Origin of the sequence: Neobacillus pocheonensis, from assembly GCF_050477905.1 — a bacterium.
Lineage (GTDB): Bacteria > Bacillota > Bacilli > Bacillales > Cytobacillaceae > Neobacillus > Neobacillus pocheonensis_A.
In genome coordinates this window covers 67,469-82,948 of record NZ_JBCNAD010000018.1, presented here as the reverse complement: position 1 = coordinate 82,948, position 15,480 = coordinate 67,469, and the positions used below count along the sequence as shown (strand labels likewise).

General features: G+C 41.0%; 14 protein-coding genes. All 14 read left to right on the top strand.

Features of this window, described 5'->3' with window-relative positions:
- Window positions 1–9 precede the first annotated feature (9 nt).
- The 14 genes from ABES02_RS09025 to ABES02_RS08960 all read left to right on the top strand — a co-directional run bounded on the left by ABES02_RS09025 (window position 10) and on the right by ABES02_RS08960 (window position 15,470).
- On the top strand, window positions 10–1,617 hold the full coding sequence (locus tag ABES02_RS09025) for a M20/M25/M40 family metallo-hydrolase (RefSeq protein WP_430133195.1): 1,608 nt from the start codon (window positions 10–12) through the stop codon (window positions 1,615–1,617).
- Between the two features lie 129 nt (window positions 1,618–1,746).
- Window positions 1,747–2,040 carry a hypothetical protein gene (locus tag ABES02_RS09020; RefSeq protein WP_430133192.1) on the top strand — a complete coding sequence of 98 codons (294 nt, stop codon included), beginning with the start codon at window positions 1,747–1,749 and terminating at the stop codon, window positions 2,038–2,040.
- Window positions 2,041–2,246: 206 nt separating this feature from the next.
- Window positions 2,247–3,629, top strand: a complete 1,383-nt coding sequence (locus tag ABES02_RS09015; RefSeq protein WP_430133189.1) for an L-cystine transporter — start codon at window positions 2,247–2,249, stop codon at window positions 3,627–3,629.
- A 221-nt stretch (window positions 3,630–3,850) separates the two neighbouring features.
- Window positions 3,851–4,471: a histidine phosphatase family protein gene (locus tag ABES02_RS09010; RefSeq protein ID WP_430133187.1), complete on the top strand. Its 621-nt coding sequence runs from the start codon at window positions 3,851–3,853 to the stop codon at window positions 4,469–4,471.
- A gap of 82 nt (window positions 4,472–4,553) precedes the next feature.
- On the top strand, window positions 4,554–5,846 hold the full coding sequence (locus tag ABES02_RS09005) for an AAA family ATPase (protein ID WP_430133185.1): 1,293 nt from the start codon (window positions 4,554–4,556) through the stop codon (window positions 5,844–5,846).
- Window positions 5,847–6,083: 237 nt separating this feature from the next.
- Complete coding sequence (locus ABES02_RS09000) at window positions 6,084–7,316, top strand: Zn-dependent hydrolase (RefSeq protein WP_430133183.1); 1,233 nt, start codon at window positions 6,084–6,086, stop codon at window positions 7,314–7,316.
- Between the two features lie 160 nt (window positions 7,317–7,476).
- The gene (locus ABES02_RS08995; RefSeq protein ID WP_430133181.1) at window positions 7,477–8,256 is read left to right on the top strand and encodes an IclR family transcriptional regulator; all 780 of its coding nucleotides are present in this window, start codon (window positions 7,477–7,479) and stop codon (window positions 8,254–8,256) included.
- A gap of 29 nt (window positions 8,257–8,285) precedes the next feature.
- Complete coding sequence (locus tag ABES02_RS08990) at window positions 8,286–9,170, top strand: acetaldehyde dehydrogenase (acetylating) (protein ID WP_430133179.1); 885 nt, start codon at window positions 8,286–8,288, stop codon at window positions 9,168–9,170.
- Between the two features lie 20 nt (window positions 9,171–9,190).
- Window positions 9,191–10,219 (top strand): 4-hydroxy-2-oxovalerate aldolase, encoded by a 1,029-nt coding sequence (gene dmpG, locus ABES02_RS08985; protein ID WP_430133177.1) that lies wholly within the window; start codon window positions 9,191–9,193, stop codon window positions 10,217–10,219.
- Window positions 10,220–10,501: 282 nt separating this feature from the next.
- Window positions 10,502–10,915 (top strand): hypothetical protein, encoded by a 414-nt coding sequence (locus tag ABES02_RS08980; protein WP_430133175.1) that lies wholly within the window; start codon window positions 10,502–10,504, stop codon window positions 10,913–10,915.
- A gap of 1 nt (window position 10,916) precedes the next feature.
- The gene (locus tag ABES02_RS08975) at window positions 10,917–11,585 is read left to right on the top strand and encodes a PspA/IM30 family protein (RefSeq protein ID WP_430133172.1); all 669 of its coding nucleotides are present in this window, start codon (window positions 10,917–10,919) and stop codon (window positions 11,583–11,585) included.
- Between the two features lie 113 nt (window positions 11,586–11,698).
- On the top strand, window positions 11,699–12,373 hold the full coding sequence (locus ABES02_RS08970) for a response regulator transcription factor (protein ID WP_430133170.1): 675 nt from the start codon (window positions 11,699–11,701) through the stop codon (window positions 12,371–12,373).
- On the top strand, window positions 12,363–13,778 hold the full coding sequence (locus ABES02_RS08965; protein ID WP_430133166.1) for a sensor histidine kinase: 1,416 nt from the start codon (window positions 12,363–12,365) through the stop codon (window positions 13,776–13,778). The genes ABES02_RS08970 and ABES02_RS08965 overlap by 11 nt, the downstream gene beginning before the upstream one ends.
- Before the next feature lie 159 nt (window positions 13,779–13,937).
- The gene (locus ABES02_RS08960) at window positions 13,938–15,470 is read left to right on the top strand and encodes a response regulator transcription factor (protein ID WP_430133163.1); all 1,533 of its coding nucleotides are present in this window, start codon (window positions 13,938–13,940) and stop codon (window positions 15,468–15,470) included.
- Window positions 15,471–15,480: the final 10 nt, after the last annotated feature.

The window sequence follows — 15,480 nt, the reverse complement described above, 5'->3', positions numbered from 1 at the left end:
ATTTATAAAATGGAACAGCTTAGATGGGGGACGCCGGATGCGCTTCGCAGGCTCCTGTGCGAAGTGGTAAGTTGGAAAAGCATGACATTAACAGAGGGAGAGCGAGAATTTCCTTTCAAAGTGCATGCAAAGCTTGCAGAAGTCACCTATTTTCAAGAAAATCCTAATCACTTAGGGCTTCATGATGCCGATTTTGGACGGAGGTTTTTAACGGCATTATATAAACACCCGAGTGCGGAGGAGACCATCGTCCTTATTAGTCATTTTGATACAGTGAACACGGAAGAGTATGGCGACCTTGAGGAATACGCCTATAAACCGGAAGAATTAACAAAGCTCCTTTTAAACAGGATGGATGAACTTCCTGGGGAAGCCAGGGAGGACCTTCAATCAGGTGAATATCTATTTGGCAGAGGCACGATGGATATGAAAATGGGGCTTGTCATGCACATGGGCTTGATAGAAAAAGCTGCAGCTGAGAAATGGCCGATTAATCTTCTCCTGTTGACCGTACCGGATGAGGAGGTCAATTCATCAGGGATGAGGGCAGCAGTTACGAAGTTACTAGAAATGAAGCGTGAACATAATCTCATCTACAAACTTTTTTTGAACGGTGAACCGGTATTTTCTCAAGAACCTGGTGACAAAAATTATTATATCTATTCAGGTACTATTGGCAAAATCATGCCGTCAGCGCTTTTTTATGGAAAAGAAACACATGTTGGTGAACCGCTGAGCGGGATAACAGCGCCGTATATCGCATCATTTTTAACGCAGCGGATGGAGTGGAATCCAACTCTCCAAGAAAGGTTTATGGGTGAAACCACCCCTCTTCCAGTAACTCTTCTACAAAAGGATTTAAAACTGGAATATTCGGTGCAAACACCATATCGTGCATCAGCCTTATATAATGTGTTTTTAATGAAGCGGAATGCCGATGAAATCATGGATATTTTTGAAAAAATAGCCTTTGATGCTGCAGAGGCCTGTAACGCAGCTTACAAGCGGGTCTGCAAGGAACTCTCTGCAGATCATGTTGGCACTTTACGCGTTTTACGATATGAAGAATTAGTAAAGCATGCCACTCAAAAGCTAGGTACGAAAAAAATAGAAGCAATCAAGTCAGCCATTCATGCTAACAATGGTTGGGATGACCGTGAAAAATGTTTCCGTATTGCCGATACATTCATGATTCAGTGCCAAGAACTTGCTCCGGCCATCGTCTTGCTTTTTGCTCCCCCTTACTATCCGGCGGTCAATTCATCAGAGGATGCGCTCGTGAAACAATGTGTGGATTACGTGAAGGAACAAGGGCTCACAAAATTTGATTTGCCCGTCAAACAAATTCATTATTTCAATGGCATTAGCGATTTAAGCTATGTGAATTATCGTGATGAAGGAGAAGGATGGACTACTTTCCAAGCAAACACGCCTGTATGGGGCAAAAGCTACAGCATTCCCTTCGTCGAAATGACCCAACTCCAGGCACCCGTTTTAAATGTAGGTCCTCTTGGAAAAGATGCGCACAAACGAACGGAACGTCTCCATATGAAAAGTGCTTTTGAGGAAGTACCTGCACTCGTTGAAGGTATGGTCAAAATGATCATGAATACGTAAGTATAAAACTGATTCACTTAAGGTGGATCATTTTTTTTTGTTTCATTTCTAATCAAACGTTTGATTAAATAAGGTTGATCTATTGATAGGCCTGGATTAGCCCATGTTACAGGAAAACTAATTAAACGATTGATTAAACGAGGCTGGATCCTAGATAGAATTGGATTAGCCCATGTTACAGAAAAACTAATTAAACGATTGATTAAACGAGGCTGGATCCTAGATAGAATTGGATTGGCGCATGTTACAGAAAAACTAATTAAACGATTGATTAAACGAGGCTGGATCCTAGATAGAATTGGATTGGCACATGTTACAGAAAAACTAATTAAACGATTGATTAAACGAGGCTGGATCCTAGATAGAATTGGATTGGCGCATGTTACAGAAAAACTAATTAAACGATTGATTAAATGGTGCTGAAGCCAAGATAGACTTGGATTAGCATATGTTACAGAAAAACTAATTAAACGATTGATTAAATGGTGCTAAGGGCTTGGAATATAAAGCATCCACAATACATATTTATTAACTATCAAACGTTTGATGAGGTTCTAAACTTATAATTCCGACTTGATTGATGGGAATTGGTGTATTGGTGATTCCAAATTATTAGAAGGAGGAATAAAATGAATACCTTTTTAATCATCGTAAATGTTGCCGTTCTGGTATTACTTATGGTTGGTTTGTTCATGATGCAAAAAAAACACGTTTCTTTTTCAAAGCGTGTTTTCACAGCACTGGGTTTAGGTATTATTTTTGGATATATTATTCATTTAATCTATGGAACAACCTCCGAAGTGACTACTGGTTCTATCGATTGGTTTAACATTGTCGGCAGCGGATATGTAAAACTGTTACAAATGGTCGTGATGCCGCTTGTATTAATATCCATAGTTGCGGCTTTTACAAAACTGAAATTAACGAAAAACATCGGAAAAATCAGCTTCCTTGTCATTGGAATACTCCTTGGGACTACAGCCATATCTGCAGCGATTGGGATTGGATCGGCATTAGGATTTAACCTTGATGGGGTTCAGTTAACGGAAGGTGCAGCTGAAAAAGCCCGGAATGCTCAGTTAGAAGAAAGAGTCGCCGGGGTTGAAAATATGACACTTCCACAGCAAATCATCGAGCTTATCCCAAGCAATCCGTTTCAGGACTTAACCGGGGCTAGGGCAACCTCCACCATTGGCGTCGTTATTTTTGCAGCCTTTGTAGGGATTGCCTATCTTGGAGTGAAACGAAGGGAATCAGAGCATGCAGAATCGTTTGCGAGAATAATAGATACACTTTATTCCATAACCATGAGGGTGGTTACACTCATTCTCCGGTTGACGCCATACGGAATCCTCTCCATTATTTCAAGGGTTGCAGCAACAAGTGATTACGATGCAATTGCGAAATTAGGTAAGTTTGTCATAGCCTCCTATGTGGCACTGATCATTATGTTTATTGTTCATTTACTGTTACTATCATTGGCGAAGCTTAGTCCGTTTAACTATGTGAAAAAAGCCTTACCAACCTTAACTTTTGCCTTTACTTCCCGAACTAGTGCGGGCACGCTGCCGATGACACTCAAAACGCAGACAAAGGATTTGGGAGTATCCGAAGGGATCGCTAACTTTGCGGGCTCTTTCGGACTTACCATCGGTCAAAATGGATGTGCCGGAATTTATCCAGCAATGTTAGCTGTCATGGTCGCGCCAGCGGCAGGTGTGGATCCAACGAGTTTTTCATTTATATTGACACTTATTCTAGTGGTGGCCATTAGTTCCTTTGGTGTAGCTGGGGTTGGCGGCGGAGCCACGTTTGCAGCATTAATCGTTTTATCTGTTATGAACCTGCCTGTAGCGATCGTCGGTCTTTTAATCTCTGTAGAGCCTTTAATTGACATGGGCCGCACCGCCTTAAATGTCAGCGGTGCCATGACAGCTGGGGTCTTAACAAGCAAAGCAACCGGTGAATTTGAAAACGAAGTCTATCAACAGCCGGATATAGTAGAGGCGTAGAAATATCTTATTATTACAAGCTGGATAGTCATCAATGGCTACCCAGCTTTTTCAATATTGCCTGTCGACCTCACGATGTTATATTCAGACTATTAAGATATCTTTCTTTACCAGTCTTAAGGAAATTGGTAAAGTAGATAGTAAGAAAATTTGAATTGCTGATGGACTCACAAATATTAATAGATGTGAGTTTTCTAGGTGAAGATGAAGGGGTGGATACTATGAATATTTACATAATTCGTCATGGAGAAGCGGAGCATAATGTGGACCGTACTAAGATGGCACATACTCATGACTCACAGCATAGTTTGACCGAGATTGGCCACAAGCAAGCCCAAATAACAGCTGAATTTCTAAAAGACAAAGTAAATGAGAACTCGGTGGTATTCTGTTCACCGTACTTACGGACGATGCAAACGGCACAAGCGATTCACTCGTTGCTGCCTGAGAATGTTCCTTTCTTCGAAAACCCGCTGCTCAGAGAGTGGGAGTTTGGGAATCTTTATGATTTTAACAATCGGACTCCGGAAGCGAAGAAGGAATTTAAAGCGGCCGGGCAATTTTATTTCCGCTTTCAAAATGGGGAATCATTGGCGGATGTATACTTGCGCGCGACTATGTTTATGAACACCGTCTTAGAGCGGGCAAAAAAGCAGGGAAGGTATGAAAATGTCGTAATTGTTACCCATGCGGCCTTTATTCAGATGTTTCTGACCTTCCTTATGAATTGGCCAATCGAGTCGCTAACCAAATTTAAACCAGTTGAAAATGCAGCGGTCATTAAGATCAACGAAGCCGATTGGGACTATCAATACGAAAAGATTTTTGTTCCATTCGTCTAGGAAGACAATGTTAAAAACATCCACTAGACTATTAGCTTAATAAAGAGATAATGAGGGTATATGTTTATAAAAGGAGAACTGGATGAAAAATAATAACGTTCTTTTTCAAATAGGGGAGATAGACCGAGAAACATTGCCCTATTATTATGACTTTGGCAAGATTGTTTCAACTATTCAGGAAAAGTTGTTAGCTGAAATTGGGGTCGAATTTCAAATGTATTCTGACCAAGATACATCCAATGAGATTTGGGATATCCTTGAAGAGGATTTGAAAGAGGAATCTCCTGAATTACAGCTGATTAGCTATATTTATAAGGAAGGCGAGACCAAATCGATTTCGTCGAACCATACTGATAAAACGATGGAGTTCATCGTAAAGCCGCGTGTCGAAAACGGACTGTACTATTATCCTAACTACGAAGTGGCCTTATCCAGGGTGCTTATTTTCCAAAGTGATGGGGAGATGAACCGGGATCTTATTTTTGCCAAGAATGATGCCTGTTTAGTGTCGTTTTTAAAGTATGTTTTAAAGCGGAAAAGGGATTATATCAAAAATTATGTCACAGTCTTCACGGATACAGATGATGGGGTGGAAACACAAATCGAAAACATTACTAGTTTGGTAAGCAGGGAAGATGTTTTTTTAGAAGAATCGTTAAAGAAAGAAATCTATCGATCGATTGATCAATTCTTTTCAGATAGCGGTGAATTTTACAAAACTTATGATATTCCCTACAAACGGGGGATTCTTTTATACGGAAAGCCGGGGAATGGAAAGACAACACTCGTGAAATCTATTGCCAGCAGTATAAACGCTCCTGTAGCCTATTGGCAGATTACTGAATTCACCTCGAGCTATACGATAAAAGAGGTATTCACATCAGTTTTAAAATTGACGCCTATGGTATTGGTGATTGAGGACATAGACTCTATGCCTGCCGAGGTAAGGTCTGTCTTTTTAAACATTTTAGATGGGGCAACCTCAAAAGAGGGTATTTTCCTTATTGGTACGACGAACTACCCTGAAAAGATCGATCCGGCATTGATGAATCGATCAGGAAGATTTGATCGTGCTTATGAAATTAAGCTGCCAACGAAGGAACTGCGCTATCAGTATGTAGTGCGTAAAAAAATCGATCGGATTCTTTCAGAGGAAGATATTCGTGAAGTCATCGAGGCAACACAGGATTTTTCCTATGCCCAGCTCAATGAACTGTACGCCGCCATTGCCCTAGAATGGCATTACGATCAGAAAGTCGACATTACCCAGCTTTGCAATGACCTGAAATCCGCCCAGCGCAAACAACGTAACCAAAAATGGGATGAGTCATTCTCATCCGCATCCATGGGCTTTACAGGCTTAACAAGCGAATAAATTGATTCAGTTTTGTCCTTCATTTAAACATGTGAAGGACAATTTTTTTGTTTATCCGTTAAATCTTACAAACTATAAAATAATTGGGTTGAAAGATTTTATGTTCTGTCTAATGACAATTATAGGCTGTACAAGTTATGATTAAAATGACTGAATTTTCCCGCTTTTGTACTCTTAAAGATTTATAAACATGGAAAGAAAATAGTTAAACTCATTTTCTAAAAGGGAGTGTTGTAAATGCAGAAACAAAAGTTATTGATTAACGGGGAAAGATTGAAGAAGGAACTGGAACGATTTGCTGAATTTGGCCGAACTGAAAACAATGGTGTGACGCGCTTGGCATTATCAGAGGAAGACCGCCGTGCAAGAGACTTTTTCCGCTCCAGCTGTGAGGAATTAGGAATGACAGTCAAGGTGGATGACATGGGCTGTATGTACGCAACATTGGAAGGCACAGAAAATAAACCTCCCATCGTCATTGGCTCCCATTTAGATTCTGTAAAAAAGGGAGGACGCTTTGATGGCGTCTTAGGGGTGCTAACTGGGTTGGAAGTGGTTCGAACATTAGTAGAAAATAATATCAAGCCGCGGATTCCGATCACGATTGTGAACTTTACGAATGAAGAAGGGGCACGATTCGAGCCTTCGATGATGGCATCAGGTGTACTCTCAGGTAAATTTGACAAGTCTGTCATGCTAAAAAAGAAAGATGCAGAAGGAATCACGTTTGAGGAAGCACTAAAATCGATTGGTTATGAGGGGGAAGTAGAGAATCGTCTGAAGGAAGCAACTGCCCTCCTAGAGCTACATATTGAACAAGGTCCAATTCTTGAAAAGGAAGCTCTTTCGATCGGTGTCGTTGAATGTGTGGTGGGGATGGCTTGTTATGAGATTGAAGTGACAGGGGAATCCGACCACGCTGGAACAACTCCAATGGATATGAGAAAAGATGCCCTTTTCGCCACCAATAACTTAATCAATGAAATTCGCACACGATTAGGTTCATTAGATCCTGAATTAGTATTTACGATTGGCAGGGTGAACGTGTACCCAAGCATCCACACCGTCATTCCGAATAAAGTGGTTTTCACCCTTGAAGCACGGCACAAGGATATGGAAATCGTCGGCACGGTGAAAGACTTCATTCAAGGCTTAACCAATTTTTCAGATAATGAAGGCTGTGAAATTAATACGACTAAGCTATGGGAACGTGACACAGTCTGGTTCAATCAAGAAATTTGTAATCTGTTTGAACAATCCGCTCAATCGCTTGGGTATTCCAATAAACGAATGGTCAGCGGCGCCGGTCATGATTCACAGTTCATCGCCAGCTACGTCCCTACGGCCATGTTGTTTGTGCCAAGCATGAATGGAAAAAGCCATTGTGAACAGGAATTAACGACGTGGGAAGAATGTGAAAAAGGGGTAAACGTAATTTTAGATACCGTGTTAGCTCTATTATCGAAATAAATAATTCAAAGACCTTTCCACCACTATTAGGCGGAAAGGTATTTTTTTGAAAAATCAAAATTCTTAATTGACAGAATGATAACCTGCTGGTTACTATAAAGACAGGAGTTAAAAATTTACGAACGTTGTTCGACAATGTCGAACGAAGAGAGGTTATAAAATGGCTGAACGATATATTCAATCCATCGAAAGAGCAACAGACGTCCTTGAATTGTTCTTAGCCTCACAGCAAGAACTCAGCGTAAAGGAAATAAGTGAAAAGCTAGGTCTTTCTAAAAGCACCATCCATGGAATCATCAAGACCCTTGAATATAGAGGGTACCTTCAACAGGATCCGGATGATCTGAAATACAGACTTGGCCTAAAACTTTTCGAACTTGGAAACAAAGTAAGCAATCAATTTGATGTTGGAAAAATTGCCCGCCCAGTTATGAAGGAATTGGTCGAAACACTAATGGAGACCGTTCACCTTGTTGTGTTTGAACGCGGTGAGGTCATTTATATTGAAAAATTGGATGGCCCTCAATCATTACGGATTTACTCACAAATCGGTAAAAGAGCCCCGATTCACTGTACAGGGGTTGGGAAATCCATTCTAGCCTTCCAAGCGGAAGAAGAGATAGATAGAATTTTAGCAAACGAAATTTTGGAATCGTTTACCGAGTACACCATGACTGACAAAGCTGCGATAAAAAGTCACCTCGAAACCATTAGAGAGCAAGGATATGCGATTGATGACGAAGAAATTGAATTAGGACTTAAATGTGTGGCAGCGCCGATTTTTAATCATCAAGGAAAGGTCATTGCTGCGATTAGCTGTGCATCACCTAAAGTGAGGCTGACCGATGAAAAGCTGGCTGAAGTGATTAAAGAAATTAAACAGGCAGCATTAGTAATTTCAACAAATATGGGATTTAAAACTCAACCTGCTCTAGCGTAGGCTGGGTTACATAAAGGAGGAGAAGGAAAATGTCAAAAGTAAAGGTTGCTGTTCTTGGTTCAGGAAACATTGGAACCGATCTCATGATTAAATTAGGCCGCTCAGAAATTTTGGAACTTACGACTGTCATCGGAATTGACCCGGAATCAGATGGTTTACGCCGTGCCAAGGAATTAGGGTATGTAGCGATCGACACAGGGTTAGAAGGATTTCTTGAACGCCCTGAATTAGCGGATATTGTCTTCGATGCCACCTCAGCAAAAGCCCATATCCGCCATGCCAAACTTTTAAAAGAAGCCGGAAAAAAAGTCATTGATATGACTCCCGCAGCAAGAGGTCCATTTGTTGTGCCTTCAGTTAATATGGGATCTAACATTGAGGCAGAGAATATTAACCTGATTACGTGCGGTGGTCAGGCGACCATTCCAATGGTTCATGCTGTCAACCGTGTTAGCCCAGTTGAGTATGCAGAAATCGTTGCGACTATTTCCAGCCAAAGTGCCGGCCCTGGAACTCGTGCCAATATTGATGAATTCACGGTCACGACTTCTCGGGGAATCGAAGAGGTTGGCGGAGCGAAGAAAGGAAAAGCGATCATTATCCTGAATCCTGCTGAACCGCCGATTTTAATGCGAGATACCGTGTATGCCCTTGTGGAAGAAGGAACGATGGACGAGGCGAAAATTACTAAATCTATTCAAGATATGGAGAAAACCGTTCAGTCTTATGTTCCAGGCTACCGCATCCGAACTGAACCAATCTTCGATGGCAATAAAGTGACGATTTTTATTGAAGTAGAAGGTGCCGGTGATTATCTGCCTAAATACTCTGGTAACCTCGACATTATGACAGCAGCAGGAGTAAAAGTAGCGGAAGAGTTTGCGAAAAATCTATTAGCGAATCAGCTAGTTTAAGAGAAAGGGGAGTACAACAAATGACAAATACCCGAGATATTTTTATTACTGAAGTGGCTCTTCGTGACGGAAGTCATGCCATTGCCCACCAATTTACGGTTGAACAGGTTTTAAAGGTCGCAAAAGCATTAAATGATGCCGGTGTTCCTTACATTGAAGTATCACACGGTGATGGTCTTGCTGGTTCCTCTTTGCAATATGGTTTGTCCCGAACAAACGAATTAGAATTAATTGAAGCGGCTGTTTCAGTGGCAGACAAGGCGAAAATTGCCGTCCTTCTTCTGCCTGGAATTGGTACGGTTAAGGAATTAAAGGAAGCGGCAAAGCTGGGAGCAAAAATGGCGCGCGTTGCGACTCATGTAACGGAAGCGGATGTTTCCTTACAGCACATCCATGCTGCGAAGGAACTAGGAATGGAAACGGTAGGATTTTTGATGATGTCTCATATGGCACCGGTTGAAAAATTAGTAGAGCAAGCGAAACTAATGGAAAGCTATGGTGCTGACTCGGTTTATGTTGTTGATTCGGCAGGCGCCTTGCTGCCTGATCAGGTTCGTGAACGGATTCGTGCTTTGAAACAGGAAGTTGGAGTAAACATTGGCTTCCATGGCCACAATAACCTTTCACTAGCGATGGCCAACACATTGGTGGCCATTGAAGAAGGTGCGACCCGCATCGATGGAAGTGTCCGTTGTTTAGGCGCAGGGGCAGGTAACACCCAAACCGAAGTGCTTGTTGCCGTCCTTGACCGCATGGGTATCAAAACGGGTGTAGACGTTTATAAAATGATGGATCTGGCGGAAGAAATTGTCGCTCCGATTTTGCAAACTCCACAAGAGATTACTCGTGATAGTCTTGTGCTTGGTTATGCCGGCGTCTATTCAAGCTTTGCCCTTCATGCCAAGCGCGCGGCCTCCAAGTTCGGCATCGACTCTCGCGATATTTTAATAGAATTGGGCAAACGTAAAGTGGTCGGAGGCCAAGAGGACATGATAGTGGATGTGGCCGCAGAAATTGCCAAAGCAAAAAGTGTAGAAACAGTACGATAATTTATATTCAGTGAAGACTTTTCCGCAAGCGGGAGAGTCTTTTTTTATTAAAAGTAACAATTCGCCGATAAATGTCTCGGATTCGCCGATATAACGTAAAATTCGCCGATAAAATAAAAAATCCGCCGATAAATGGCTATAATCCGCCGATAAGTGTGGTAGTGCCAGCTATTTATAGCAAAAAACTAGATTATTTTTATAAAAACTTCTATCTTTCACCAAGTTTTCACCATTCTCTATTAATATTCATTACATCAAGGAACGAAAGGAGGAAAATAAGATATGAAAAAGAGTAAAGTTTTTTTCTGGGGTATCATCATTGCTTCTACCGTGTTGGTGATCAATGTACTCCACTTTCTTCTAGGAGGGCATAGTGCTTTTGCTAGAGGTCAGCATGGTCATGGCCCTGGAGGAATGGGACAACAGGGAATGGGTCCACGAGGGGGCGGTTTCGAATCGCACCAGTTTATGAACGGCCCTCATCATGGAGGAGGATTCCCGTGGCTTGCCCTTATTATTGGACTAGCTGTCCTAGTTCTACTAGTGAGATGGCTAAGGAAAAAAGCAAAAACATCTTCTATGAATCAGTTTATTGACACATCACTTGTGGGTTCACATACACCTGTTATCAATCAAAATGCAGCTATTTTAGATAAATGGGAAAAAAATATTATCAATAAAAAGGAGAATGAATAGAATGGGTATTTTTAGAAGAATTAAAACAATTACAATGGCAGAAATAAATGGTCTACTAGACGGTATCGAAGATCCGATTGCTATGTTAAATGAATATTCAAGAGAAATGGAGCAAGAAATTGCAAAAGGCCAAAAAGCGTTGGCACGCCAAATTTTTGTCGAGAAAAAACAAGAGGCACTCATTTCTGAAACACAAACTTTAGTGGACAAGCGTACCCGCCAGGCAAAACTGGCCATCGAAAAGGGTGAAGAGGCAATAGCGAAATTGGCTGTTCAGGAAAAGCTTACACATGAAAAGCAACTAGCTGTTTACCAGGAACAATATGATGCGGTAAAAGCACAAACGAAAATCTTACTTGAAAAACTGGATGAACTAAGGGAAACCTTCAACCAATTGCAGCAAAAGAAAATCCTGTTAGCATCCCGTGCTAATGTCGCTCAATCGATGAAACAAATTCAAAAAGCAACCGTATCCTTCCAAAAAGACACTATTGCAAGAGGGGTAGCCCGTGCCGAAGAACGGATATTACTAATGGAAGCAGAGGTTCAAGCAGGCAGTCAGTTTTCCGCACCGCTAGCACAATTTGATGCAACTTATCAAACTTTCATTGACGACGAAGAATTAAATAGGGAAATTGAAAAACTAACGAAAGAAAAAGTGAATATTTAATAGACGAAAAAGGAGCACCTCCAGCATGATGGTGCTCCTTTTTAAGTTAACATTAAGGTTGCTGCGTTAAACTTTCATTTGTAAAGAAAAAACTCTATTAAGGAGTCAAGTAAATGAATATTTTACTAGCAGAAGATGATTCACGCCTAGGCGAATTAATCGTATATATGTTAAAAAAGAAAGCTGGATATAAGGTTGAATGGGTGCTTGAAGGGGAAGATGCCTATTATTACGCAACATCTGCACACTACGATGTCATTATCATGGACTGGATGATGCCAAACGGGAGCGGAGTGGAGACCTGCAGACGCCTAAGAAAAAACGGTTATTCCGGCGCGATCCTGATGTTAACCGCAAAGGATACAGTTCAGGACCGAATCGAAGGGCTGGATTCCGGTGCCGATGATTATCTTGTTAAGCCATTTGAGATTGATGAGTTGCTAGCTCGCTTACGTGCGCTCGCACGTCGCAACTACGCTCCCATTATAGAGGAAGAAGTTGAGATGGAAGATTTGGTTTTAAACCGGATGAGCCACGTCGTACGATCAGAGGGCAAGGAGATTCTATTAAGTCCGCGTGAATTTCAACTGTTGGATTTATTGGTGCAAAATAAGGGACAAGTCCTGCCGCGCGAGATCATACTCGAACGAATTTGGGGCTTTGATGCGGATGTAGCCATGAAAACGATTGATGCGACCGTCAAATTGATTCGCAAAAAACTGGTTCCTCTTGGAAAGCAAGAAAGGCTTCAAAGCATTAGAGGGGTAGGGTATAAATTTGAATCTTAAAATAATGTCTTTTATGCGGGCGTTTACCAGCCAGGGTGAAAAGGATGTTTTTAAGCATACACAGGGCAAGCTTACCCGTATTTATAGCGGAATTTTGATGCTATTTCTTATCCTTTTTATTGTCATCGTCTATTTTGTTCTCCATGTTGTTATTATGAATAGTCAAGAAAAAGAGATTCAGACCTTGGTAAATCAAGAAGCCGCCTACATGGAGGATTATTTATTGAAAAATAACCAGACGGATTTGCATGACATGCAAAATCAAGAGGTTATCTTCGCGGGAGTAAATCAATTCTTTTATTATGTAGTCGGCCCTAATGGCGAAATGATTATGGGCCAAGAAGCAAATCGCCGCTTCCGTTCAGATATCCTCCGTCTGTTGCAGGAGGGTGGCGGTCAATCTGAAATACAGAAGAAAACACTTCGTATGGAGGGAAGGGGCTCCAAAGGCGAATTTCATCCACCCACCACAATTCAGGATATTCGCTTAATGATTGCGAGTAAGCCCATTTATTATAAAGGCCAATTTATTGGTCAGCTTTATGCAGGAAAAGACATCTCATTTGTCTATCAATTGTTTCATTGGGTTCTGATTATTCTGTTTGCTTTAGGAGTTATATTTTTCGGAGTCGCAATCGTTATAAGTACATCGATGTCTAAAAGAGCGATGGTTCCAATTAGCGGCGCCTTTTCAAGACAGAGGGAATTTGTCGCTGATGCTTCCCATGAATTGCGGACGCCATTAAGCGTCCTGCTATCATCGATTGATGCGATGGAAATGACAATCGAACCGGAAAAAGAGGACTTCATAGGGAAAATGCTTATGAACATGCGGCAGGAAGTAAAGCGGATGACGAATTTGGTCAGCGACTTATTGACACTCGCCCGGTCTGATTCGAATACTATCGAGCTTAGGACAGAAACCTTTGATTTTTGCCCGCATGCGGAAAAAGCGTTGGAGTCTGTTGGTCCGCTGGCTGCGGCCAAACAAATTAATCTTAGCCTGGAATCACCTTCATCGCTGATGGCAGTGGGGGATCCCGAGCGGCTTTCACAGCTTTTATATATTCTATTAGATAACGCTATTAAATACACGCCAAATGGCGGGAAAGTCACGTTATTCCTTTCAGGGGAAGGGACGGAATTAGGCATAGCTGTTCAGGATACTGGTATAGGAATCAAGCGCGAGGACTGCCAGCGTATTTTCGAACGCTTTTACCGATCAGATAAATCGCGTTCCCGGCAAATGGGCGGGCATGGATTGGGGCTATCCATTGCCAAGTGGATAGTGGATACTCATAAAGGAACAATTAAAGTATCGAGCGAAATTGGAAAAGGAAGTACCTTTATTGTAAGGATTCCATTGAGTTTTAAGAAACAGAAGGAAAAAACAAATGTTGATTGATTACCAAGAAGAGAGGTGCACCACTGAATCATAAATGGTGCACCTCTTTTTAGTAATCAAAATTATGGTAATAAATAAATATCTATTTCAGGATGGTAGTTTATATTAGAATAGTAGCATTAAGTACTTCATTCTTTGTTATCTTCTGGAGGGATGAAAATGACAGTTGGGGAACTTTGCAGAACGCTCATTGTAGACGACGAAATGCTAATCAGACAAGGGATTAAACATTATATTAATTGGGAGCAGGAAGGTTTCTTGATCGTGGGGGAAGCTTCAAACGGACAAGAAGCACTTGAATTGATAGAGTCGACTAATCCCCAAATCATCATTACGGATATTGTCATGCCAATTATGGATGGGGAAGAATTAACTAGAATCGTGAAGGATAAATTTCCTCAGATCGAAATCATCATTCTGAGCAGTTTCGGTGAATTCGACTATGTTCGGTCCACTTTTCAAAATGGCGTGGTTGACTATATTTTAAAACCGAAGCTTGATGCACAAAGCCTTTTAAAAGCCCTGCAGACAGCCTCAAGCAGAATCTCGGGTTTTCAGAAAGTGGACAAGAATACAGATAGCCGGCTCTCAATTGGCCAAACCATCGAAAAACTGATCTCAGGGTATGAAGCAAATTTTGATGTTGAATCAATCGTAAGAGCTTTCCCATACAGCCATTACATCCTATTGGGCATGGACTTAAAAAAGCAAAAGACTGAAGTTCAAAAAAAATGGGAGGATGCGCTTCTCCATTCTATCGATCAAGTTGCCTATTATTCATTTAATGTTGACCACACTATCCCTGTACTATTAGTAAATGTTAACGAAGAAAATATAGACTTAGTGATGAACTCTGCCTCAACATTTGCTAGAGGGAATCCTGGGATTGGCTTTGTGCTGACAGAAGAGTTTTTGGATTTTTCTCAAATTGGAACCGTGTACAAAGAAAGTCTGTTAAAGCTGATAAACTATCGTTTTTATTTCCCTCATAAGCAATTCTTAACGAAACGAGATTTGCCTCAACTGCCGGTCAATCAGGAAAGTTTCAATCTGGATTGGTTTACGGATGAATTTAAACGGAAGAATTTTGACGAGGCTTTCCGTTATTTGCATGATCATGTTTCCTTACTATCAAAGTGTTACACAATAGATGTTTATGAATATAAATCTTTCTTTGGAAACATCATTTTTAACATCACGATCCTTCTAAGCAATATGGAATATAACGTTAAAGAAATAGAAAATGCAAGATATTCGTATTTTAAATCGATTGAGGATGCGAACAATGCGGATGAAGTTGCTGCCTTGTTGAAACAGTTTATTGTGGAAGCGAAGGCATGTATATATTCGACTGAAGATCAACCTGATAATCTGAATATGAAAAAGATAATGGAGTATATAAGGAACCATTATGCAGAACCCATTACTTTAAAGGATGTAGCCAAGCAATTTCATTTTAATCCATCGTATCTATCAAACTATTTTTCTACCCATAATAATGAAGGGTTTATTGAATATTTGAATAAGATTCGGATCGAGGAAGCGGCAAAACTACTAATCCAGGGAATAGTGTCCATTTCTGAAATCAGCGGAATGGTCGGCTACTCGGATCACAGTTACTTTTGTAAGGTATTTAAGAAAATTAAGGGAGTATCACCAAGCCAATACAAACGAAAACAAACCTTAAGATAAGAGATGATAT

Excerpts from the sequence above, each read along its gene's own strand:
- ABES02_RS09025 (WP_430133195.1), top strand. The coding sequence starts at position 10 with ATGGAACAGCTTAGATGGGGGACGCCGGATGCGCTTCGCAGGCTCCTG.
- ABES02_RS09015 (WP_430133189.1), top strand. The coding sequence starts at position 2,247 with ATGAATACCTTTTTAATCATCGTAAATGTTGCCGTTCTGGTATTACTT.
- ABES02_RS09010 (WP_430133187.1), top strand. The coding sequence starts at position 3,851 with ATGAATATTTACATAATTCGTCATGGAGAAGCGGAGCATAATGTGGAC.
- ABES02_RS09005 (WP_430133185.1), top strand. The coding sequence starts at position 4,554 with ATGAAAAATAATAACGTTCTTTTTCAAATAGGGGAGATAGACCGAGAA.
- ABES02_RS09000 (WP_430133183.1), top strand. The coding sequence starts at position 6,084 with ATGCAGAAACAAAAGTTATTGATTAACGGGGAAAGATTGAAGAAGGAA.
- ABES02_RS08995 (WP_430133181.1), top strand. The coding sequence starts at position 7,477 with ATGGCTGAACGATATATTCAATCCATCGAAAGAGCAACAGACGTCCTT.
- ABES02_RS08990 (WP_430133179.1), top strand. The coding sequence starts at position 8,286 with ATGTCAAAAGTAAAGGTTGCTGTTCTTGGTTCAGGAAACATTGGAACC.
- dmpG (WP_430133177.1), top strand. The coding sequence starts at position 9,191 with ATGACAAATACCCGAGATATTTTTATTACTGAAGTGGCTCTTCGTGAC.
- ABES02_RS08980 (WP_430133175.1), top strand. The coding sequence starts at position 10,502 with ATGAAAAAGAGTAAAGTTTTTTTCTGGGGTATCATCATTGCTTCTACC.
- ABES02_RS08975 (WP_430133172.1), top strand. The coding sequence starts at position 10,917 with ATGGGTATTTTTAGAAGAATTAAAACAATTACAATGGCAGAAATAAAT.
- ABES02_RS08970 (WP_430133170.1), top strand. The coding sequence starts at position 11,699 with ATGAATATTTTACTAGCAGAAGATGATTCACGCCTAGGCGAATTAATC.
- ABES02_RS08960 (WP_430133163.1), top strand. The coding sequence starts at position 13,938 with ATGACAGTTGGGGAACTTTGCAGAACGCTCATTGTAGACGACGAAATG.